General features: G+C 46.1%; 19 protein-coding genes and 1 pseudogene. 11 read left to right on the forward strand and 9 right to left on the reverse strand.

Translation table 11 applies throughout. From position 1 onward, the window contains the following. Window positions 1-23: 23 nt before the first annotated feature. Both addA and addB read right to left on the reverse strand, forming a co-directional pair. Window positions 24-3728, reverse strand: a complete 3705-nt coding sequence (gene addA, locus AAGG74_RS08680; RefSeq protein WP_429675117.1) for a helicase-exonuclease AddAB subunit AddA — start codon at window positions 3726-3728, stop codon at window positions 24-26. Next, window positions 3715-7215, reverse strand: coding sequence for a helicase-exonuclease AddAB subunit AddB (gene addB, locus AAGG74_RS08685; RefSeq protein ID WP_429675118.1), 3501 nt, complete (start codon window positions 7213-7215; stop codon window positions 3715-3717). The genes addA and addB overlap by 14 nt, the downstream gene beginning before the upstream one ends. 184 nt (window positions 7216-7399) lie before the next feature. Between addB and AAGG74_RS08690 the strand changes: the two genes are divergently transcribed. Together AAGG74_RS08690 and AAGG74_RS08695 are read left to right on the forward strand one after the other, a co-directional pair. Next, complete coding sequence (locus AAGG74_RS08690) at window positions 7400-7837, forward strand: ferritin family protein (protein WP_429675119.1); 438 nt, start codon at window positions 7400-7402, stop codon at window positions 7835-7837. Between the two features lie 116 nt (window positions 7838-7953). Beyond that, window positions 7954-8283 carry a four-helix bundle copper-binding protein gene (locus tag AAGG74_RS08695; RefSeq protein ID WP_429675120.1) on the forward strand — a complete coding sequence of 110 codons (330 nt, stop codon included), beginning with the start codon at window positions 7954-7956 and terminating at the stop codon, window positions 8281-8283. Window positions 8284-8316: 33 nt separating this feature from the next. On the opposite strand, the gene AAGG74_RS08700 is transcribed toward AAGG74_RS08695, so the two are convergent. Then, a complete protein-coding gene (locus AAGG74_RS08700; RefSeq protein ID WP_429675121.1) occupies window positions 8317-10047 on the reverse strand; it encodes an SgrR family transcriptional regulator in 1731 nt (576 codons plus the stop codon). Between the two features lie 113 nt (window positions 10048-10160). On the opposite strand from AAGG74_RS08700, the gene AAGG74_RS08705 reads away from it, so the two are divergent. From AAGG74_RS08705 to AAGG74_RS08715, 3 genes are all read left to right on the forward strand, one after another. Continuing rightward, a complete protein-coding gene (locus AAGG74_RS08705) occupies window positions 10161-11363 on the forward strand; it encodes an MDR family MFS transporter (RefSeq protein ID WP_225494194.1) in 1203 nt (400 codons plus the stop codon). 107 nt (window positions 11364-11470) lie between these two features. After that, on the forward strand, window positions 11471-12622 hold the full coding sequence (locus AAGG74_RS08710; protein WP_225494195.1) for an AbrB family transcriptional regulator: 1152 nt from the start codon (window positions 11471-11473) through the stop codon (window positions 12620-12622). Between the two features lie 56 nt (window positions 12623-12678). After that, window positions 12679-12849: a hypothetical protein gene (locus AAGG74_RS08715; RefSeq protein ID WP_429675122.1), complete on the forward strand. Its 171-nt coding sequence runs from the start codon at window positions 12679-12681 to the stop codon at window positions 12847-12849. A gap of 27 nt (window positions 12850-12876) precedes the next feature. On the opposite strand, the pseudogene AAGG74_RS08720 reads toward AAGG74_RS08715, so the two are convergent. The 3 genes and pseudogenes from AAGG74_RS08720 to AAGG74_RS08730 form a co-directional block, all read right to left on the reverse strand. Beyond that, window positions 12877-12965, reverse strand: a pseudogene (locus tag AAGG74_RS08720) (MarR family transcriptional regulator); the annotation flags it as partial. A 50-nt stretch (window positions 12966-13015) separates the two neighbouring features. Beyond that, the gene (gene lepB, locus AAGG74_RS08725; protein WP_162102021.1) at window positions 13016-13522 is read right to left on the reverse strand and encodes a signal peptidase I; all 507 of its coding nucleotides are present in this window, start codon (window positions 13520-13522) and stop codon (window positions 13016-13018) included. Between the two features lies 1 nt (window position 13523). After that, on the reverse strand, window positions 13524-14147 hold the full coding sequence (locus AAGG74_RS08730; RefSeq protein ID WP_429675123.1) for a TVP38/TMEM64 family protein: 624 nt from the start codon (window positions 14145-14147) through the stop codon (window positions 13524-13526). A gap of 151 nt (window positions 14148-14298) precedes the next feature. On the opposite strand from AAGG74_RS08730, the gene AAGG74_RS08735 reads away from it, so the two are divergent. The 3 genes from AAGG74_RS08735 (at window position 14299) to AAGG74_RS08745 (ending at window position 16538) form a co-directional block, all read left to right on the forward strand. Beyond that, complete coding sequence (locus AAGG74_RS08735; protein ID WP_225494196.1) at window positions 14299-14661, forward strand: YhjD family protein; 363 nt, start codon at window positions 14299-14301, stop codon at window positions 14659-14661. Window positions 14662-14871: 210 nt separating this feature from the next. After that, complete coding sequence (locus AAGG74_RS08740) at window positions 14872-15072, forward strand: DUF3311 domain-containing protein (RefSeq protein WP_162102024.1); 201 nt, start codon at window positions 14872-14874, stop codon at window positions 15070-15072. Then, window positions 15069-16538 (forward strand): sodium:solute symporter family protein, encoded by a 1470-nt coding sequence (locus AAGG74_RS08745; RefSeq protein ID WP_429675124.1) that lies wholly within the window; start codon window positions 15069-15071, stop codon window positions 16536-16538. The genes AAGG74_RS08740 and AAGG74_RS08745 overlap by 4 nt, the downstream gene beginning before the upstream one ends. A gap of 45 nt (window positions 16539-16583) precedes the next feature. Here AAGG74_RS08745 and AAGG74_RS08750 read toward each other — a convergent pair whose 3' ends face one another. Further along, window positions 16584-16853, reverse strand: coding sequence for an excalibur calcium-binding domain-containing protein (locus AAGG74_RS08750; RefSeq protein WP_162102026.1), 270 nt, complete (start codon window positions 16851-16853; stop codon window positions 16584-16586). A 206-nt stretch (window positions 16854-17059) separates the two neighbouring features. On the opposite strand from AAGG74_RS08750, the gene AAGG74_RS08755 reads away from it, so the two are divergent. Beyond that, window positions 17060-17959 (forward strand): SDR family oxidoreductase, encoded by a 900-nt coding sequence (locus AAGG74_RS08755; RefSeq protein WP_162102027.1) that lies wholly within the window; start codon window positions 17060-17062, stop codon window positions 17957-17959. Window positions 17960-18004: 45 nt separating this feature from the next. Here AAGG74_RS08755 and comK read toward each other — a convergent pair whose 3' ends face one another. Then, window positions 18005-18583: a competence transcription factor ComK gene (gene comK / locus AAGG74_RS08760; protein WP_429675125.1), complete on the reverse strand. Its 579-nt coding sequence runs from the start codon at window positions 18581-18583 to the stop codon at window positions 18005-18007. 290 nt (window positions 18584-18873) lie between these two features. On the opposite strand from comK, the gene AAGG74_RS08765 reads away from it, so the two are divergent. Beyond that, window positions 18874-19107, forward strand: a complete 234-nt coding sequence (locus AAGG74_RS08765) for an IDEAL domain-containing protein (RefSeq protein ID WP_429675126.1) — start codon at window positions 18874-18876, stop codon at window positions 19105-19107. A 30-nt stretch (window positions 19108-19137) separates the two neighbouring features. Here AAGG74_RS08765 and AAGG74_RS08770 read toward each other — a convergent pair whose 3' ends face one another. Then, window positions 19138-19995, reverse strand: coding sequence for an SDR family oxidoreductase (locus AAGG74_RS08770; protein WP_429675127.1), 858 nt, complete (start codon window positions 19993-19995; stop codon window positions 19138-19140). Window positions 19996-20106: 111 nt separating this feature from the next. Between AAGG74_RS08770 and AAGG74_RS08775 the strand changes: the two genes are divergently transcribed. Then, window positions 20107-21636 carry an FAD-dependent oxidoreductase gene (locus AAGG74_RS08775; protein WP_429675128.1) on the forward strand — a complete coding sequence of 510 codons (1530 nt, stop codon included), beginning with the start codon at window positions 20107-20109 and terminating at the stop codon, window positions 21634-21636. Window positions 21637-21884: the final 248 nt, after the last annotated feature.

Consider the following 21884-nt stretch of genomic DNA (forward strand, 5'->3'; position numbering starts at 1 on the left):
ATCCCCAGAGCATACGGATCTCGCTATAATGTGAGGATGTGCCCTCCGTCAAAGAAATAAAGCGCACATCCCTTTACCTTTGTATTTGCAATTCGCTCAACAGCCCTCGTGTACAGCTGTATTTGCGTTTCATATCGTTTCTTTAAGATCGGTGCCGCTCCTTCAAATCCGTGCTGGAATTTGCCATCAATCCGGTCAGATTTGTAGTCCAAGAGATATAAACCATCTTCCGTTTCATAAAGGCAATCAATGATTCCCTGCACCAAAAGCGGTTCATTCGCCTCCTGTGCATCAGGATAGATCTCTTTTGCCGGAAGCGCTAAACTGAATGGCACTTCACGGTTCTTCCACTTCGCACCGATCAGCTGTCCGCCAATTGCCGTATGGAAAAATTGAACGATTTCTCCAATATCAATAGCGGCTTTTTGTTCTTCAGTGAGCAGTTCATTTTCATAAAGCTTTTGCACCGTTTGCTCTGCTTCTTCTATCGTTGGGATGTGTGTCAGCGCGATATGCTGCATCACCGTATGCATAGCCGTCCCTTTCTCCGCCGCTGTCAGGCCTTTTTTCATCATAAAAGCAGGACGCCTGTACAACATGTTTCCTTCAGCAGGTTTAACGGGAGCTTGGCCGCTGTATTCATCCTCATACTCTCTTTTTCTCTTGATCTCAGAAACCGATTGCTTTGTGCGAATTTGCGTTACCTCGTGATGCGGGTAGGTCCAGTTCAGCTGCTCGCGGGCTTTTTCATCAAAAGCAAACGCGCCGGGAACCGGTTCACCATTGCGGATTGCTTCTAAGCGCTCGCTTTTTTCTTCCATTCTTTCTTCCAGATCATCATCCAGCAAATCATAGGAATGAATCATGCGGACGGCAAAACGCGCCGGGTGACCTGAGATGTCCGCATGCGTTGCGGCATCGTTTTCCGCCAAAGCCGCCATATCTCTGTGCCTGGCAAGAGCCGAGCCGATGAAATCTAAATACGTTTTTGCCTGATAGCGGTCAAATTCAGGAAGAAGCCAGTTCGTTTGGGACGCGGACGTCTGCCATTTTGCGAGCTGTTTCTGATGATCCTTACACGAACCAAGCAGAAACAGTTTTTCTTTCGCTCTCGTTAATGCAACATACAGAACACGCAATTCCTCTGACAGCAGCTCCCTGCGCATTTTTTTCTTCATTGCAATGAGCGGAAGCGTTGGGTAGCTGATGCGCCATTGCGGATGAATAAACTTCGTGCCAAATCCGAGCTCCTTGTCCAGCAGGTACGATTTGTTTAAATCCATCATGTTGAAATTGCGGCCCAACCCCGCTGCAAACACGACAGGAAATTCGAGCCCTTTACTGCTGTGGATGGTCATTAAACGGACTACATCCTCCTGCTCGCTGAGCGCTCGCGCCGTTCCAAGATCATCGCCCCGCTCCTGCATCCGTTCGATAAACCGCAGAAAACGGAACAGGCCGCGAAATGCTGTCGATTCATATTGGCGCGCCCGGTCATAGAGAACCCGCAAATTGGCCTGACGCTGTTTTCCGCCCGGCATCCCGCCGACATAATCCATGTATTTCGTGTCGCGGTACACTTCCCAAATCAGCTCAGATACGGAGTGGTTTTTCGAAAACGCACGCCATTTTTGCAGATGTCCGTAGAATGTGTGCAGCTTTTGATAAAGCTCATCGTTTCGGTCGCCTGCAGCCAAATAGTCTTTCATCGCTTCATAATATGGCGCTTTTGTGTTTTCAAGCCTGATCAAGGACAGCTCATTTTCATCAGCCCCGACGATCGGGGAGCGCAGCACGGAGGCAAGCGGAATATCCTGATACGGGTTATCGATCACCTTCAGCACAGAAAGCGCGACGGCGACTTCGACCGCTTCAAAATAACCTGACGTTAAATTGGCGTAAACCGGTATGCCTTGAGCTCTCAGCTCTTCCATGATTTGCGGCGCCCACGGCATGGAACGAAGCAAAATCACGATATCCCGGTATTGGATATTGCGATGTGTTTTCGTTTTTCCGTCATATACCTTAAATGGCGATGAAACCAGTTTGCGAATTTCCTTAGCGATCGCTTTCGCTTCGAACTGCACTGTTTCAAGCTCTTCTGCTTCCTCGCCTGCATCCGTCTGTTCAGAGTTGTCAATCAGCAGCAGCTCTGTTTCCGTCTCAGCATTGTCCGGATAATCTGCACCAAGCTTCAGCTCAGCCTGCTCGTCATAATCAACCTCACCGATTTTGCCGCCCATCAGCTGTTTAAATAAAAAGTTTGTGCTGTCTAAAATATCAGTCCTGCTTCGGAAATTTCTATTCAAGTCAATTTTCCGTCCCGTTCCTTCTCCGCTTTCTGTAAACCGCTTGTATTTGGAGAGGAAAAGGAGCGGCTCCGCCAATCTGAATCGATAAATCGACTGTTTGACATCTCCTACCATAAACAGGTTGCCCGTCTCTTCCGGCCCGCTTGTGACGAGCTGCAGGATCGATTCCTGCACGAGGTTGGTATCCTGGTATTCATCAACAAGCACCTCATGAAACTGCTCCTGATAAAATCTTGCCGCTTCGCTCGGCTCCTGTTCACCTTTGTCATTTTCAGCTGTCAAAATCGCCAAACAGTAATGCTCCAAATCAGAAAAATCGATGATTGATTTTTCCTGCTTCGCGGCTTCGAATCGCTTTCCAAAACTAATGACAAGCTGTATGAGCGTTTCAATAACAGGCTTCATGCCGGCTAAGCTGTTCAAATGCTGCTCAGGACTTCTTGTGAAGTAGTCAGTTTTGAGTTTTTCCAAAAGTTTTTTTGCACCGTTTCTCAAATCTGTCACTTCATCAAGCAATGCAGGATCAAACTCGTCCCCTTTTACTGCTTTCGCACGCTTAAAAGAAATGGCGGGAACCCGCTTATAAAGTTCATTAAAATCCTCCTGATGCTGAATCAGTTCATCAATCTGCGCAAGATCATCAAGAAAGTTGTCGGCCCGCGGCGCCGGGCCGCCCGGCGCTTTCGTCAGCTCATACGCGCGCAGAAGCTTTTCCTTCGCCCCGTTAAGCACCATCGCGATATCCTCTTTAACATATTGATAAAACGGAAGCTCTTCGATGGCGCTTTTTTCCGCTACATCATACAGATGGACAAAGCTTTCCAGCCATGCCTCTGGGTTTGGGTGGGAGCGGGAATACTCGTACACCTGTTTGACGAGAAATTGCAGATCCAGATCGTGCCGGTCTGTCGTGTAACGGTCAACAAGCTCAAAAAACGCCTTTTCGCCCTTTGCGTATTCGTCTTCAAACAGCTCGTCAAGCACCTCATCCCCTAGCAGCTCGCCTTCTGTTTGATCAGCAATCCGAAAACCCGGATCCAGGTCGATCAAATAGTAATATTTCTTCAGCACTTGCAGGCAAAAGGAATGAAGTGTCGAAATGCTGGCTCGGTTTAAAAGAGACAGCTGGCGTCTGATATGCAGTGAACCGGGGCGTTTTACAAGCTCTTTTTCCAAAGCATCTGCGATCCGGTGTTTCATTTCTGCCGCTGAAGCGTTTGTAAATGTCACAACAAGAAGCCGGTCTACGTCAATCGGGTTTTCCTCCGCGGTGATTTTCCGGATCATTCGTTCAACGAGCACAGCGGTTTTCCCGGAGCCCGCAGCAGCCGCCACAAGAATATCCTGGCCGGTTGAAACAATGGCATTCCATTGGTCATCTGTCCACGTGCTGTCTGCCGGTTTAGGAATGTTCATTGCCATCCGCCTCCTTTTTCATCCACTCAAGTATCGTCTTGTCCTTTTCAGCCTTTAACGAGCGATACTCGTTTTCTTCTAATGATTCATCAAATTGGCATACTGATTTGAACGCACAGTACGTGCACGGCGTCTTGTTCTTCATTTTATACGGCTCAATCGATACGCGTCCGTCGGTGATTTGTTCACCTGCTTCTTCAAAGGTGCGGCGCACATGCTTCGTCAGCAGTTCAAATTCCTTTTCGCCGACTGCAGCAGAATCCGATCTGAGAGAGCCATCTTTTTTCAAGCCCGCGTTGATGATATTTGACCGTCCCTCTTGAAGGGTCGTATCCATGAGACGAATCGCTTCCTGATCGCCAAGGAGCAAGCCCTTCATTTTAAATTTCTTAAAAATCTCCTGTTCAATCTCATCAAGCCCAAGCGGGAGATGAGATTGAATCATCGGGTCATGAATATGGAAATACAGCACTCCGGCCGGCGTTGCTCTCATTCCGAGCCAGTCGGCGGAATGTGTAATTGATAAATCAAGGTATGTCAGCATTTGCAGCGCAAGTCCGTAATATACTTCCGCTAAATCAAGACCTTTGTCGCTTGATTTATAATCGACAATTCTTAGAAGCAGGCCTTTTGAGCTTTCCGCTTTATCGACGCGGTCAATTCGTCCGACGAGCTCCATCGTGCAGCCGTTTTTCAGCTTAAAGGTAAGCGGCGGAAGCGGCCCTTTTCCTCCGAAGCCCAGTTCAAGACCGACCGGCACGAATCCGCTCGCTTTCGCATGCTCGCTTAAAATGCCGGACACTCGTGTCACAATCTTTTGCAGTTTTTCTTTTACATAAAAATGCCGGTTTGAGCTAAGCAGAATTTCCTTTTGCAGTTTCGGCGCCAGCCGCTCGACCGCATCATAGGAAAACAGCTCACACTGCTCTTTCGTTAAATCACGCCAATCCATTTTTTGCTCACGCAGCCGGTCTGAAATCAGCTTTAAGCTGGAATGAAACAGCTGGCCGATGTCCGGTGCTTCGAGCTTAAAAAATTGCCGTTCCTTCAAATGCAGTCCATGTGACGCAAAATGGGAGAACGGGCACGCGTTAAAGGTTTCCATTCTCGATACACTGCCCTGAATGCGTTCACCATAGAGCTGTCTCGACACGCCTCGTTCAAGCTGCTTCACTTCATTACGGAAAAACAGGCTTGAAAACAGCTTTTTCGATTGCAGCCTGTCCGGCTCGCTCATCAGCACATTGTACGTGCTCCACCAGACGTCACTGATGTCGTATTCCCGAGTCCATAATCTGAGCTGGCTCGCGGTAAAGGACTGTGCCACGCTTTTATTGACAACATACATAAGCTGTTCCTCATCGCTGACCTGTTCAGGTTCGTTTGTCAACAGACGCTCCTTATGTTGCGGAAACAGTTCTTCCAGCCGCTTAATGACAATCGACGGCAAAAGCGTTTTTCCTTCTGCATCCGCAATCGGATACGATACGTAAAGCCGGTCAGACGGACTGGAAAACGCCATATAGATGAGGAAATGCTCGTCAAGCAGCCGCTCTCGCCCACCTGAGGAAAGCTCAACCCCAACTGTTTTCAGCCATTCCCGGTCATCGTCCGACAGCACTCCGTTTTCATCTGGTCGCGCTGGCAGAACGCCATCATTTGCCCCCAGCACAAAGGTGCAAGAGGTGTCATACATTCTCGATAAATCCATATTGCCGACAAATACCTGATCAAGCGCAGGCGGAATGAGAGAAAATGTAAGCGACTCCGCGCCGGCTTCCATCATTTGCTGAAACAAGTCTAGAGAAATCTCATCATCTCCCATCATTTCAACAAACTCCTCAAGCAGCTGAACGACTGCATCCCACGCCTGCTGATGCTGCTGCGCTTCGATCATTCTGCCCTCTTCTTCGGCACGCTGTCTTTCCTGATCCAGCTTCAGCGGAACATCCGTTTCTTCTAAATAGCGGTAGAGCGCCTCCGCCTTCTCCTGAACCGTCTTTGCTTTTTTCATTCGTTTTTGCAGCTGAAAAAGCGGCGGAACAATCCAGTCACGTGTGTCATTCAGCATGTTTTCCATTTCGATTTCCTGATCGGTTTGCGCAAAATCATCATCCAACGATACAAAACGTCTGTAATGGAAACGGTCGCCCTTTGTCCAGCGATCGCCTTTGATTCCGTAGGCGATACAGTAATTTTCAAGCTGATCGACCTGTTCTCTCACCTTAGTCTTCGGCTCGTTAAGCGGGAATAACAGTTCGGTTTTCACACAGCGAAACACGGCTTCATAACGCCAGTTCCCTTTCAGAACATCAAGGCTTGAGCGGATAAATTCGATTAATGGATGGTTCAGCATAGATGCTTTTCCGTCAATGAAATAAGGAATTTCGTAATCAGCGAAAACTTCCTTCACCATATCTTTGTAGTCTTCCGGCTGGCGTGCGAGAATCGCTACATCCTTATAGCGATAGCCCTGCTCTCTGACAAGAGCGTGAATTTCCCGGGCAATGCCTTCAAGCTCTGCTCGTCTGTTTGCGGCCTGCATGACAGTAAAGGCCTCTTGTTTTTCTGCATATGGGACGGCAGGACGCGCTTCGTACTGCGCCTCTAGATGCGCTAATTCCGGTGTGCGTGTATGCCGTACACTCCCGCTAAGCTCTTTATACGTAATGTCCAAATTCAATTCCTTCGCCTTTTCGTGCAGGCGGTAATAGGTTTTTCCCGTCATTCTGAATAATTCCAGTTCATGCGGCTCCCGTTCGTAAGACGGCTTGTCCGCTGTGAGCGAAAACGTGATATGCTCTGCATGAACCATCAGCTGCTCCAACACCCTGAATTCCTGCGGCGTAAACTGATAAAAGCCGTCCACATAGATATGCGCGCCTTTTACATCCTCTGACAGCGGGATATGCTCTGCCAGCAATGTCAAATAATCCTCCGAGTGAAGATATTGATCCGCAAGGCTTTTTTCCATCTGCTGATACAGAATCGATAAGTCATGAAGTTTTTCAGATAAAATACGTTCCCCGCGATACTCGGACGCCGTTCCGCTTTCCGCCATCCGGCGAATATCTTCCGGTTCCAGACAATATCGCTTAAATTCTGTCAGCATCCGTTCAACCTGTGCGGTAAATCCGCTTTTATCACTTGCTTTTTGATAGACTTTGAACTCCTGTTTATGCTCCTCAATGAGTTTCCGCAGGAGCATCTGTACACCGGTGCTCGTCAGAAACGGCCTGCTCATTCCTCCCGTATGCTGGAGGATTCGCCAGGCCAACCGTGAAAAGCTGAACACTTGAGCACGTATCATTCCGCCCATATCAGGCGTTTTAGCAAGCTCGTATTCCATTAAAAACGTCATTTGATCCGGGACTAGAAAAATGATCGGTTTCCCGAATGGAGCCCGGCGCAGCTCATCCTGAATGCTGTCGATGATCAGCTTCGTTTTTCCACTCCCGGACCTGCCTACTAAAAACTCTGCTCCCAAATTAGAAGACCCCTCTCTTTTTATCTTTCTATATTTTATCGAATGTTGACGAAAATGACCAATCTCATCTATTGGTAAAAAACGGCCTTTCACATTGGAAAAACTGAGTTTCTCAGCACATGTCTCTTTGCCCTGCATATACTTTTACAGAAGCCCAATTCCACAAGAATGGAGTTGAACCGTCTTGCATTACAGTTACTACCCCTATCCAGCGCTATACCGGGAAGACCCTGTTTTGATTCAGAACTTGGAAAAAGCCATTAACGGAGAATTCAGCGCAATTCAATGCTACCGCAAGCTTGCCGAACTCGCCCGCCGTGATGACGCCAGAAAACAGATTGAAGAAATCAGGCGTGACGAAATGCGCCACCTCCGCGATTTTTCTTCATTGTACGGAGCCGTTACCGGCAGACACTTCACACCGAAACAAACGGAGGAATGCCCGAACACTTTCATGAGCGGACTGGACGCCGCTTTTAAGGATGAACAAGAAACAGTCGACTTTTATTTGCGTGCGGCCGAGGAAACCTCAAATGTAAAAGCGAAAGGCATTTTCACACGCGCTGCCCGGGATGAACAAAATCACGCTGTTTGGTTTCTATACTTTCTGATGGAACGCTAGATATACCTGAACAGGGTATATACACATTCCCCTTCCTAAAAACACACTCACCTGTTTTCTTCAAATACAGCCGGGAAACATAAAACCATACACTGCTATACAGGGGGAAATTAACTATGGAGCAACATTTCGAAGCTTGTATTGAGGCTAGCATCGATTGTATGCAGGCTTGCAATTATTGCTTTACAAAATGCCTGGAAGAAAGCGCGCAGCACAATCTCAGCGGTTGCATACGGCTTGACAGAGAATGCGCGGATATTTGCGCGCTGGCAGTCAAAGCCATGCAAACGGACAGCCCGTTTGTGAAAGAAATTTGCGCACTTTGCGCCGATATTTGTGAAGCGTGCGGCGCAGAATGTGAAAAACATGAGCACGATCATTGCCAAGCATGTGCGATGTCCTGCTTTAGATGTGCCGAACAATGCCGCAGCATGGCAGCATCTTAACGCACAAAGAGGGTTCAAAACGCACCCTCTTTTTTATTTGGACAGCCATACGGCATACAAATCAATCCATCCCTCTTCATCAAGCATCAGGCCTTTCACATTCTCACTTGATGTCACGTGCAGCACACTTTGATACAGCGGAATCGCATTGAATGCCTGTATAAGCTGGCGGTCTATATCCTGCAGCGTTTGGATTCTCGACGAGCGGTCAGGTATTGAAAATATCTGTTCTGTCATGTTTGAGCATATTTGTTCCTGCTTTTCAGATAGATGCTGACACAAAAAACTATTTTCCGACAGCAGCAAATGCAGAAAACCAAATTCACTGTCTTGATAAAACGTCGCACTGTCATGTATGATATCTGCCATCTGCACGATTTCTTGCCGCCGCAGAGCAGCAGCATCACAGAATTGAAGTGTAAGCCTGATGCCATGTTGGGTGCAAACATTTTGAATCCACTCAGCATCCTCACGATGATCCGTTTCCGAAAAGGTATAGAGCACGAGCGTTTCTCCCTCGTATCCGCTCTGCTTCAGTAATTCAGAGGGAGACACGTCTTCCCACTCAAAAGAACTTGGATGCAAAAAAGACGTAACCGGGATTTTACGATGACCTCCCGCTTCACGAACGAGCCGTTCAGAGGAAATCAGCAGGCGGAGCGCTTTTCGAAAGCTTCGGTCCTGAAGAGGTCCTTTCTTTTTCAAATTGAGTGACAGATACTGAACATGCCGCTCCTCAAAAACCGTTTGCCGATCAGAACATGCTAGTTTTTCTTGAATGGTAAAACCGTTCATCTCTCTGGCTTGTTCAGAAAAGACAAACTCAACGCGATCCAAAAAAGGCCGTCCTTTGAAGTAGCGCTCATTGGCTTTCAGCACAAGCATCTGATCGCAATGCCGATTGACGCGAAAAGGTCCTGTTCCATTGACCCCGCCGCCTTGTTCCGCTGATAGAATCGACAGCCGTTCATCACAAAGAGCATACGGCAAAAGTGCATTCGGCTTATCCAGTATGAGTTCCACACCATAAGGCCCATTTTCTAAGATTTGCGTTACTCCGTGTAATAGCCATTTATATGGATTGTCAGCCTGTGTCAAAAAGCGCTGAAACGTAAACGCCACATCACGCGCTGTCAGCGGCTGCCCATTATGAAAGGACACTCCCTTTCGAAGAAAAAAACGCCATCGTTTTTTTCCGTCCTCTTCCCATCCATGGATCAAATGAGGCTTCGGCTCCTGCATATCCGAATCAAACGTGAGCAGTGTATCAAATATCTGCTTCACGAAATGTCCTTCAGATCGCAAAAAAATGCGGCACGGGTCCAAGCTGCTGACAGCTTCAGGGGTGATGAACAGCCGGAGCACATCCTTTTCACCGTCTCCGCCGCTCTCCGTCACAAAACCGAATGCCTCAGAAAGCCACATACTATATTCGTTTTGAAGCCCCGGAAACGCAGGCTGATACTGCTGAAGCAGATCCTTTGCCTTTTCAAGCTTCCCGGCCATTGTATATGCCTTGGCTGTTTGAAGAAGCAGATCCTCCGGCCGGCGAAGAAACGCAATTTTTGATTTACGGCCGCGCCCCGCCCCGCTTTCCCGGCTGATCCATTTTTTATTTTCCATATTATTCAAGATGAGCTTCGCATTTCTTTCTGTACAACATAAACCGTCAGCTATTTCAGCGAGCGTCATTTCGTTCATTTGCCCATACGCTGCAGCGAGTCCTGTTTTTACAAGCGCCACATAATGCTCAATCAGCTTCAATCCCCGCACCTCCTGACAAAAGGGGAAACTTTTTCTCTTCTTTTCTTCACTTTTTAGGCCGCCGCCCTTTCTATACACTACTACTATATCAAACTGCGAAAGGCGGCGATCACATGTTGACCAGCTTTCAATCTATAAAATCGAGATACAGCGCTCCCGTTTGGCTCCGTTTTTTCGGCGAAATGCTGACAAGCCTGACAGGTGCAATGATAGGCCCTTTTATGGTGCTGTATCTGCATGAACAATTAAACGGCAGTGTCATGATTCCAATGCTGATTATCAGCCTTCAGCCATTTGCTGATATTTTCCTGACGCTCGTTGCAGGACGGGTGACAGACCAGCTTGGGCGGCGCACGGCGATTCTGACCGCATTGCTTCTGCAATCAGCGGCCATGACTGGGTTTGTATTTGCTGAACATGCGGCTGTCTTCGCCTTTCTCTACGTCTTGAATGGCATCGGAAGATCACTGTACATTCCAGCTTCCCGCGCCCAAATTGCAGAAAGCACGCCGGAAAGCAGACGCTCAGAAGTGTTTGCGGTCATCAATGCAATCTATTCAGCAGGCCTGACGGCAGGGCCGCTAGCCGGGATGCTACTGTACAAGTATAACCCCGTATGGATATTCGCTTTAGATGCCGCGGCATTGTTCATCTACTTTCTGATTGCCGCACTAAAACTGCAGGAAACAAAGCCGGGCGCAACAGCTGGCGCATCGCAGTTTTCCGCGGGCTTTACGATATACAGACCTGTACTGCTTCTGTTAGTGCTTTCTCTCCCTATCAGCATGTTATACGCACAAACAGAAACAACCTACAGGCTGTTCAGCAAAAACATATTTTCTGATTATCTGTCCATGCTGACCATTTACTCAGCGGTAAAAGCTTTATTCAGCTTTGTCCTCCAAGTTCCTCTTGTCAAAATGACTGAGAAGCTTTCAATAAAAATGATTCTTTGCATCACATATATCTGCTATTCTCTTGCGGCTGCAGGCTTTGCATGCGCTGCCTCCCTGACAATGCTGTTAGTGACGGCAGCAGTGATGACTGTGGGCGAAAGCATCGGATTAACCCACATTCAGACCTTTATTTCGACATTGGCGCCGCCTCATCTGCTCGGCCGGTTTTATGCAGTATATGGTCTGCATTGGGATATTTCCCGCTCAATCGGCCCTCTAACAGGCGGGCTGATCCTAACATCTTTTGGAGGAGAAGTAATTTTTTACTCCCTTTCCGTCTGTTTGCTGGCAACCGGTTTTTATCTGATCTGCACAATCGAGAAGCTCGAACACAGAGTCATAAGAAAAGTGAATGGGTAATAGAAAATAATTTGTAATTTCTTTATCACTAAAAATATACTATAGTAATCATATATTCAGTACGTGAACAATTAGAATGTTACGTGAAAAGGAAGAAGGGTTTTACATTGAAGAAAGACGAAAATCTCCTCAAAGATCTATGGTTTATCGCGATCAGTGCAGCTGGGGGGTTTATTCTTTCATTAACCGGAATATCGATTGGATGGATGATAGGAACGCTGATTGTTGCTTGCTGCCTCGCCATGATACGGCCGGCATGGCTGATGATGGCGCCGGACCAAAAAGGGATCAACCGCCGATGGCTCGCCCTCGGGCAGATGATTCTCGGCATTGAATTAGGCCAAAAGCTGAACTTATCCGTCCTTTCTGTCTTCAAAGACCATTGGTTTTCAGTAAGCGTGATGCTGTTATTATCTATCTTTCTGGCTATGCTTTCAGGATATGTGCTTTGGCGTTTCAGCAAAACGGATATGATGACAAGCTTTGTCGGCACGGCTCCCGGCGGACTGTCCGCTATGCCGAGTATCGCGCAGGAGGTCGGCGCCAATACCGCCATTGTCAGCCTTGTTCAAATGATGCGGGTGCTGCTTGTGGTGCTTTCTATTCCATTTTTGGTCATTATGATCTATACGAAACAAGATCAATCGGCAAGTGCCGCAGCAAAAACGCTTTCCTCAGCAACAGCAGATTTTAGGCTTGCTCCCGTTTTATGGACCGCTGTTCTGATTCTCGCTGCGTGGGGTGCTTGTAAAGCTGCGAAATATTTAAAATTTCCTGCGCCATGGCTGCTCGGCAGCATGCTCGGTGCAGCAATTGTACATGTTGGCGGAACTGCGGTGACAGGGCACGACATGACAGCTTGGTGGCCGTCACAAGCTAACCATGTGTCACAAGTATTTCTCGGGGCAACGATCGGCTCTAAAATGTACAAAAGTATGTTTTCGGGCGTCACCCGCATTATCATTGTCGGATTTGTCTCGTCCGTCGGTTTAATTGCAGCTATGTTTGCAAGCGCCGTGATCGTTTCAAAGCTGACAGGAATCTCGCTCATCACTTCTGTTCTAGCCTTTGCACCCGGCGGAATTGCGGAAATGGCAACGACATCTGTAACCTTGCATGCCGATTCCACCTTTGTCGTTGCGGTTCAGGTCATTCGTGTTATTCTTGTCATTGCCCTGCTGCCGCCGTTTTATCGTCTGCTTCACCACCTTCACGGTGAAAAAAAAGGCAAAGAGAACTCAATCAGCAGCAACGCATAATTGGAAACAAAATCCTTCCATGATACACTTATAGCAGATGGGAAGGAGTGACTCTTTTGCTGCGCGACAATCCTGAGAAGATCATGCACTTATATTATGGAATATGCTTAGGAATCTGGCTGATTTATAATCTCGTGACATCCGGCTCTCCCGGACTGCCACTTACAATTTTAGTCGGCGGGAATTTGATTTACCTTATCATCCTGAAAAAGAAAGAAAAAAAGTAAAAAACACGCATCCCATTGCGTGTTTTTTTATGTAAAAATCCCGTGAAGACTCTCTTCCATTTCTTCTGAAGACGGCACCATTTCGTCACAAGATCGCGAAATAGCCTTTCCGCGAAATCCTTCCAATCAACCAAAAAAAAAGACGCCTCATCCATTAGCGTCTTTTTCATTCAGCATCAGAAATTACACCGACAATCTTTTTTTCTCTTATCGGACCAAAGTGCCGGCTGTCGAGGCTGTATATGCGATTATCTCCCACGACAAAATATTGCCCTTTCGGCACCTTGTTTGTTCCTGTCACATCTTTCAAGGCAAAATCACCCGTTACATGGCTCCCGGCAGAAACAGATTTCAAATGCTTCAAGAATGGTTCAGCAACCTGCTTTCCATTCACATACAGTTGATCATCTTTATATTTGATCGTTTCACCAGGCAAGCCGATTACCCGTTTAATCAGCACTTTTTGATCAGGACCTTTGAAAAGGACAATATCAAAACGATGGATGGTTTTAAATCGATGTGAAAATTTATTGACCAACAGCTCGTTTCCTTCCTGAAAGGTCGGATTCATACTGATGCCTTCCACCTTGTAATCAATGAAGACGGCATTTTTCACTTGAATGGCGAGAACGACGGACACTATACCGGCAAGAAACCAAAACCGTTTTTTCATGTTACTGCCTCCCTCCATCATGCTCACGCTGACTGGCTCTCATATGCAGATGCCGTTCGGCCTTTTTACCGACATACCATAAGACAGCGATCACCAATATGGCAATAACTGTTCGAATAGGCTGTGTAATCAGCGCGTGAAGATCATATCCGATAAAGCTGATCATAAAAATCATGACAAGCTTTCCCGAGGCTGTCGCCAAAATAAAAGACCGCGTTCCGATCCTTGACAAACCGGCAACAACATTCACCGCGGCGGACGGTGTAAATGGAAAACAAAGCAGAAGAAACACAGGGCCGAACCCATGCCTCTCTACCCATAACATCAGCTTTCTGACCGAAGGGTGACTGCGGATAAAACCAAGCAATTTTCGCTGTCCGTATTGACGGACAATCAAAAACACGAGTATAGATCCAGCAGTTGATCCCGCCCAAGACAGGAGGAATCCTTCCCACAGGCCAAACGAGTTCGTATTTGCCACCACAAACACGATCAGCGGCAAAAAAGGGAGAAATGCTTCAATTAAAGGCAGCAGCATAGCAATGAACGGACCGAAAGACCTATATCTCTGAAATAATTCAGTTACATGTTCTTGTGTGAAATAGGATAAAAAATGCTCCAACATTTATACTCCTCACCGGGTTTGTCTATCCTTATTCTACACATTATCAGCAGAAAACTAAAAAGTTTTGGTGAAATTTTCTGTCTTGAAACATATCATCAGCCGATATAGAATATAACAGAACAAACGTTCCATTAAGAAAGAAGGAGTCAGCATGCCGAATTTGCAGGAGGACCTATACGATTTAATTGAACAGGCTCTCTTTTTGCCCATGACGATTACAATTTTAAATCGTGATCTCGCAGGGCTTGAGCAAAGCACATTTAAATTGAAACTTCCTTATAAACAGCTTATCAGCGAATCGCTAAAATTAGCACAAAAGGATTTGGTGGAAGTCAGAAAAGAACTGAGAAAAAGAAACATTTCGATCCACGAGGCGGAGCGTGATGAAGCCTTTACGCTTTATGTATTTGTGATCAATGGTTATGAAGAAAAGCATCGCTATTTTAATCCGCGTATACGGGAGCAGGTCAGCGAATTATTAACGCTCTATTTATTTGCGCCAGACAAACCATGAGTCTTTTGAATCATCCTGCACTCTCCCATACTGCCCGCACCCTCTTCGGGCAATTTCAGAAATAAATTTCAGACAATTCACACTATACAAACAAAATAAATTTATTTATAATTCTTACCACAGTCTTTCACCTCAAAATATGACATGTGCCGCCGCGGCATGCTTTTTCAATGCGCTGCATACCCCACCCTAAATTAAAAGGAGGATTCTATGAAACTGATTCACGTTCTCGCCGCTTTGCCCTTTATCGGACTCTTACTCGGCATCCCTTTTGCAAATCAAGTAACCCCCTATGTGTTTGGTATGCCATTTATTCTTGCCTATATCGTGATATGGGCTCTTTTGACCTCTGTATTGATGGCGGTTGTGTATGTCCTCGATACTGAAAACAAAAAGGAGGAAGCAGAATGAACACAGCTCACATCATCATTTTTGGCGTTCTGCTTATGAGCATTTTTCTCGGCATTCGCGCCCAAAAAGGAAAAGACATGGACCTTGAGCAATGGACGGTTGGCGGCCGCGGCTTCGGAACCGTGTTCGTCTTCTTATTGATGGCTGGCGAAATTTATACCACTTTTACATTTCTCGGCGGAAGCGGCTGGGCCTACGGGAAAGGCGGACCGGCCTTTTACATCATCGCCTACGGCTGTCTGGCCTATATTATTTCTTATTGGCTTCTTCCAGCAGTGTGGACATACGCAAAACAGCATAAGCTGATGTCACAGTCTGATTTTTTCACAAAAAAATATAACAGTCCGCTGCTTGGTGTTTTCGTTTCGCTAGTCGGCATCGCCGCACTCATTCCATATCTTGTGCTGCAGCTGAAAGGTCTCGGGTTGATTGTATCGGAAACATCGTACGGCAAAATTCCCCCGACTGCCGCGATCTGGATCGGCGCTATTTCCATCACCGTTTATGTTATGACCTCCGGCATTCGCGGATCTGCCTGGATATCGGTGGTGAAAGATATTATGATTTTGGTTGTTGTTCTGTTTTTAGGTGTGTATTTGCCAATCCATTACTACGGCGGATTTCAAAATATGTTTCAGCAGATCGAAGCGGCAAAGCCGGGCTTTCTTACGCTTCCCGAAACAGGGCAAAGCACGGCATGGTTCAGTTCAACAGTGCTCTTGACAGCACTTGGGTTTTACATGTGGCCTCATACATTTGCGGCTTCGTATTCAGCCGAAAACCCAAAAGTCTTTCGCAAAAACGCTATTATTATGCCTCTATACCAACTAGTCCTGCTCTTCGTCCTATTCGTCGGCTTTGCGGCCATCCTGCAAGTTCCTGGCTTAAACGGCGCAGACGGTGATCTTTCGCTTTTGAGACTATCTCTGCAAACGTTTGACCCTTGGTTTGTCGGGATTATCGGCGCGGCTGGACTGCTGACGGCGCTTGTGCCTGGGTCTATGATTTTGATGTCCGCCTCCACGCTGTTTGCAAAAAATGTGTACAAAGTGTTCGTGCCGCACACGACAGAACGACAAATATCGATGCTTGCTAAATGTTTAGTGCCAGTGATCGCCCTGATTTCGGTGTACTTTACCTTCAAAGGCGGGAATACCATCGTTACACTGCTATTGATGGGCTACAGCCTTGTCACACAACTATTTCCGGCCCTTTTGTTCAGCCTGTTTAAGCATAATATGGTGACGAAGCAAGGAGCCTTCTGCGGCATCATTGCAGGTGTCGGAGCAGTTTCTTATATTACATTAACGGAAACGACGATCGGCACCTTATTTCCGGCGTTGCCGCAAGCCGCAAAAGATGTAAATATCGGCATAGTCGCCCTGCTTTTGAATATTGCGGTCATGACAGCAGTAAGCTTTTTGACAAGAAAAGCGAAAAGCGCTGCGGCTGATCAAGCGGCGTAAATTATAAAAAAAGCAATCTGGCTGGCATCAGATTGCTTTTTTTGGTTAACGTTCGCAGGCGATGAAATCTTTATCGCGATCGAGCTTTTTATTGGCGTCATAAAGCGCATTAGAGACATATGGCTTGTGCTTCGTTTTTCCGCCTTTGTTTTTCGCCTTCGACGTGCGTGCCACCCCGCCTTTGTATACTTTGTTTAACTCCTTGCAGTTCTTATAGACCTTCACCTTTGTTTTGGCTTCCGCCACATGGTCAGCTCCGTATGAAAAACCGAAGACAAGACCGAGTGACAGCAAAACCGCCGCCATTTTTTTCATGATGATATACTCCCTTCATATCCAATATTTCGTTTTTTTACAGATGGATTTCATCGTAATTCATATCGTCATATTAGACAAGATAAATATGGAAGGAGAGTTGTTTTTTCTTGTCATTCAGCGTTCAAACTGCCAAGACATGTTTTTCTCTATATGCTCAGGGGTACACATACGAATATACACCAATAAAAAAAGGAGCATTGATAATGTCAGATTCTAATCTTAGCAATCCATTAACAGCATTTTTTCATGACGAATTTCCTGAACAATATCAAGAACCGCCCGGCCTGCAGCAGAACATGAAGCCGGTGCCGGATTGCGGGGAAAAAAGCTACAAAGGATCTGGCAAGCTGACTGGACGAAAAGCGCTTGTCACCGGCGGCGATTCCGGTATCGGCCGCGCTGCCGCGATTGCTTATGCACGGGAAGGCGCCGATGTAGCCATTAACTACTTGCCTGCGGAACAGCCTGATGCTGAAGAAGTAAAAGAACTGATTGAAGCAGAAGGCCAAAAAGCAGTGCTGATTCCCGGAGACTTGAGTGACGAATCCTTTTGTCAGGATTTAGTCAAACAGGCGCAGCAGAATCTCGGCGGTCTGGATGTATTGGCACTGGTGGCTGGCAAACAGCAAGCAGTCGAAAACATCGAAGACCTGCCTACTGATCAAATCTATAAAACATTTGAAGTGAACGTCTTTTCCCTTTACTGGGTTGTAAAAGCAGCCCTTCCTTATTTGCCGGAGGGCGCGTCAATCATTACCACAACCTCAGTTGAAGGCTATAATCCAAGCCCGATGCTTTTAGATTACGCTGCGACAAAAAACGCCATTATCGGCTTTACCGTCGGACTGGGAAAACAGCTGGCTTCCAAAGGCATTAGGGTGAATTCAGTAGCGCCTGGGCCAATTTGGACACCGTTGCAAATTTCCGGAGGCCAGCCGACGGAAAACATTCCGACATTCGGTCAAAGCACACCGCCATCACCGCTAAATCGAGCTGGACAGCCGGCAGAATTGGCAGATGTTTATGTGTTTTTAGCTTCAGAGAATTCAAGCTATGTGACATCTCAGATATATGGCATCACCGGAGGAATTCCAACGGCGTAAGACAGGAGAAGGAGCTGTCTTGTTTGGACAGCTCCTTTCTGTTTTTCAATATCGCTCCCCGAGCTCTCGCAAAATAAAATCATAAATCATCTTCGTCCGCTCTTCCTTCGGGTACAGCATAAATTCCTGCCGTTTCGGCACACGCTGTTCGATTCTGTCTTGGAATTTGGTTCTGAGCCACGCTGTCCGGTAAACCTGGTTTTCGAATGAATTACAGGAGATTGGCAGCTCCATCGTTTTGCCGTTCGAAAACGTCACTTCTGTATCGTCGAATTCAGTCGGTTTGAACTCTTTCACATGTACATGGGAAATCCAGCCGCATTGGGGTCTTGTCGAAGAAAGTGTGGGGAATAAAAAGATTTGGTTCGAAGGGTCCACCATGATCGGCGGCTTGTGGGAAATTTTTGTCACTTCATAAGTTCCCGCTTTTCTTCCCGCATAACTTGATCCGAAAAACCGGCAGCTTCTGTCGACAATTTGCAGCGGCTTCATGCTGACGTAAAGCACGCAGTCTTTTTCAATAATTTTGGAACAGACTTTTCCGTCGATTTCTTCTGGCAATACGGCAATTGTTGCGCCGTTTACTTCATACGATTCTAAAGGTGCGTCTGTTTTTTGACTCATATTATAACCTCCATCCTATTTCTGCAAAATTCATACTAATAATCTATCATCTGTTTTTATAAAACGACAGGTTTTTTTACCAAATAAGCTAAAATTATCTTTTAATGATATTTTTTAGTACTAAATTACTAGTAATAAACCGATTTTACTTCATATAATCTTCAGGAAGATGACATCTTGCAACATATGTCGGTAATTACTAAGTATTAGTTGTCTAAAAATTATAAAAATTTATTGATTTTTTTCACTGTTATCCATATACTATAAAAAAGGCATTGGGGGGATTTTTTATGAAAGAGAAAAAAACGTACACTGAGCTCATGAAATCCCGAAACACGCAAAAAACAAAAGAATTTGATGTCACAATGACGGATGTATACATTCAAATGGTGCTTGATGAATCCTTGTATAAGCGGAGACTTGCCATACTGGCGGACCAAATCAACAAAGCCTTAGATAAAAAAGATAAAGATGCGTTTCTCACGCACTCTAAAGAATATGCAGCGCTTAAAAAGAGCGAATAAGCCAATCCTTGAGGATTGGCTTTTTATTTATTACCCATTTACAATTGTTCCGCCATTGACGTGAATGGTCTGTCCTGTAACATATGTGGAATCGTCGCTGGCAAGATATAGATAGCTTGGCGCTACTTCCACCGGCTGTCCCGGTCGTTCCATCGGCGCATCTGAACCAAACACTTCCACATCCTTAGCGGAAAAGGTTGCGGGGATCAGCGGCGTCCAAATGGGACCCGGCGCTACTGCATTGACCCGTATGCCCTGCTGAACGAGCGACTGGGAAAGGGACCTTGTAAATGTAACAATCGCTCCTTTTGTCGCCGAATAATCAATCAGCTTTTTATTGCCTTTATAGGCGGTAATTGATGCAGTATTTATAATGGAGCTTCCCTTTTTCAAATGAGGCAGCACTGCCTTTGTTAAGTAAAACATGGAGAAAATATTTGTTTGAAAGGTTCTGACCAGCTGGTGGCTCGTGATTTTTTCAATACTTGGCTGGACATGCTGCTCACCTGCATTATTAACCAGTATATCAATGGATGGAAACGCTTGACTTGCCCGCATGACTACATCATTGCAAAACGCTTCATCTCCGACATCTCCTGCAATCAGCAGGCATTTCACCCCTTCTTTTTCTACATACTGCTTTGTTTCCTCGGCATCCTGATGCTCATTCAAATACACAATGACCACATTAGCCCCTTCTTTTGCGAATAATATCGATACAGCGCGTCCGATTCCGCTGTCTCCTCCAGTAATAATGGCGGTTTTGCCCTCTAATTTTTTCGCTTTCTTCGGCTTATCAAAAACCGGACGAGGATCCATGAGATACTCTAAGCCCGGCTGTTGGTTTTGGTGCTGAGGCGGCAATGTTTTCTTTTTTTGATTCGCCACTGAAATCACTCCTTTTCAACCTTAATATGTTATGAACAATGCTTGCTTCCTATGTATGAAAAGATAGAATATGGAAAAATTAAAAATAAATCTGATTGGAGGTATCATGGCTTGGCTAATCCATATTTTGCAAAGGAAGCACCTGAAACCTACTGGAAAACATCAACTGACCTGCCTTCTTTTCCGGCGCTTCAAGAGGACACTGAATGTGATGTCACCATTATCGGCGGCGGAATTACGGGAATCACAACGGCTTATGAACTCACAAAAAGGGGCTTTCGTGTCGTATTGATTGAAGCAAATCAGATCCTCAACGGCACCACTGCCCATACAACCGCTAAAATTACCGCGCAGCATGACATGATTTACGATGAGTTTATCCGCAATTTCGGATTGAATCACGCGAGGCTGTATTATGAAGCAAATCAAAACGCAATTGATTACATAAAAGATATTGTGAATGAACATCAAATTGATTGTGAATGGATCGAGCAAGACGCATATCTTTACACAGCAGAAGAAAACGCTGTGCAAAAAATCCGTACTGAGCATGAGGCCTACACAAAGCTTGGCATTGAAAGAGGCCTTATCAAGGATATTCCGCTTCCTGTTGATTCTAAGCTGGCGCTTGTCATGAAAAATCAGGCTCAATTTCATCCGCTGCAATACTTAAAGGCGCTTCTTGAGCAGATTGTCCAAAAGGGCGGACGGATATTTGAAGACACAGTTGCGCTTGATATCAAAAAAGGCGAAAGGCCTCAAGTCATTACAAAAAGCCGGCACGCTATTAAAAGCCGCTTTATCATATGCTGTTCCCACTTCCCTTTTTATGATGGAGGCGGATTATATGCGGCGCGAATGTACGCTGACAGATCCTATGTCCTCGCCATCAAGCCGAAGATCGCCTACCCAGAGGGCATGTATTTGAGCATTGATAAGCCGTCAGTGGCGCTCCGCTATACCATTGTCAACGGAGAAAAACTGATTCTCTTCAGCGGAGAAAGCCATAAAACCGGCCAAGGAAACGACATGTCGACCCATTACGAATCACTGAGACAAATAGCGGAAAGCATGATCGGTGTCGAGAGCATTCCCTATTATTGGTCCACTCAGGATCTCGTGACAATTGACAACATTCCGTTTATCGGGCCGATGTCGGAAAATGAAGACAATATTCTTGTCGCGACCGGATTCAAAAAATGGGGCATGACGTCATCAGGGATCGCAGCCACTCTATTGTCAGACCTTGTGGAGAAAAAAGACAATCCATACGAGAGCATTTTCACGCCGTCGCGCTTTCATCTACATCCTGGTGTGCAGAAAGTGATTTCCTACAATGCCGATGTCGCCAAACATTTGATTAAAGGAAAGCTTGAAAAACCTGATGTTCAATTTGACGAGATTGCGCGAGGAGAAGGGAAAGCCGTCACCATAAACGGCAGGCGTGCAGGAGCTTTTCGGGATAATACAGGCTGCCTCCACCTCGTCGATACGACTTGCACCCATTTAGGCTGCGAGGTTGAGTGGAACGACAGCGAGCATACATGGGATTGCCCATGCCACGGGTCACGCTTTAAGCCAACCGGCGAGGTTGTGGAGGGACCTGCCGTCAAACCATTAAAACAAATAGATCTCGAGTAAACTGTTCATTTTAATGAACAATTTTGTAAATATTTTTCTTCAGCATCTTCATTCGTGTTCCTCTTGGCCGATAAAAAAGAAAAAGGCTTAAAAAGCCAAAAACTAAACACTATTTTTCCCAAGGGGGATCACTGGATTGTTATTTAAAAAAGATCGAAGACAAGAAACAGCTTATTTTTCTAATTCAAATGGACAACAAAAAAACCGTATTCAGCTCACAAACAAACATGCAGATATTAAAAAACAGC

It is taken from the genome of Bacillus mexicanus (assembly GCF_050445615.1).
In the GTDB taxonomy this organism is placed as follows: Bacteria; Bacillota; Bacilli; order Bacillales; family Bacillaceae; genus Bacillus; species Bacillus mexicanus.

Coding starts and splice junctions, on each gene's coding strand:
- comK (WP_429675125.1), bottom strand. CDS start 18,583: ATGAGTCAAAAAACAGACGCACCTTTAGAATCGTATGAAGTAAACGGC.
- AAGG74_RS08765 (WP_429675126.1), top strand. CDS start 18,874: ATGAAAGAGAAAAAAACGTACACTGAGCTCATGAAATCCCGAAACACG.
- AAGG74_RS08740 (WP_162102024.1), top strand. CDS start 14,872: ATGAAACTGATTCACGTTCTCGCCGCTTTGCCCTTTATCGGACTCTTA.
- AAGG74_RS08735 (WP_225494196.1), top strand. CDS start 14,299: ATGCCGAATTTGCAGGAGGACCTATACGATTTAATTGAACAGGCTCTC.
- AAGG74_RS08745 (WP_429675124.1), top strand. CDS start 15,069: ATGAACACAGCTCACATCATCATTTTTGGCGTTCTGCTTATGAGCATT.
- AAGG74_RS08705 (WP_225494194.1), top strand. CDS start 10,161: ATGTTGACCAGCTTTCAATCTATAAAATCGAGATACAGCGCTCCCGTT.
- AAGG74_RS08750 (WP_162102026.1), bottom strand. CDS start 16,853: ATGAAAAAAATGGCGGCGGTTTTGCTGTCACTCGGTCTTGTCTTCGGT.
- AAGG74_RS08730 (WP_429675123.1), bottom strand. CDS start 14,147: ATGTTGGAGCATTTTTTATCCTATTTCACACAAGAACATGTAACTGAA.
- lepB (WP_162102021.1), bottom strand. CDS start 13,522: ATGAAAAAACGGTTTTGGTTTCTTGCCGGTATAGTGTCCGTCGTTCTC.
- AAGG74_RS08755 (WP_162102027.1), top strand. CDS start 17,060: ATGTCAGATTCTAATCTTAGCAATCCATTAACAGCATTTTTTCATGAC.
- AAGG74_RS08695 (WP_429675120.1), top strand. CDS start 7,954: ATGGAGCAACATTTCGAAGCTTGTATTGAGGCTAGCATCGATTGTATG.
- addA (WP_429675117.1), bottom strand. CDS start 3,728: ATGAACATTCCTAAACCGGCAGACAGCACGTGGACAGATGACCAATGG.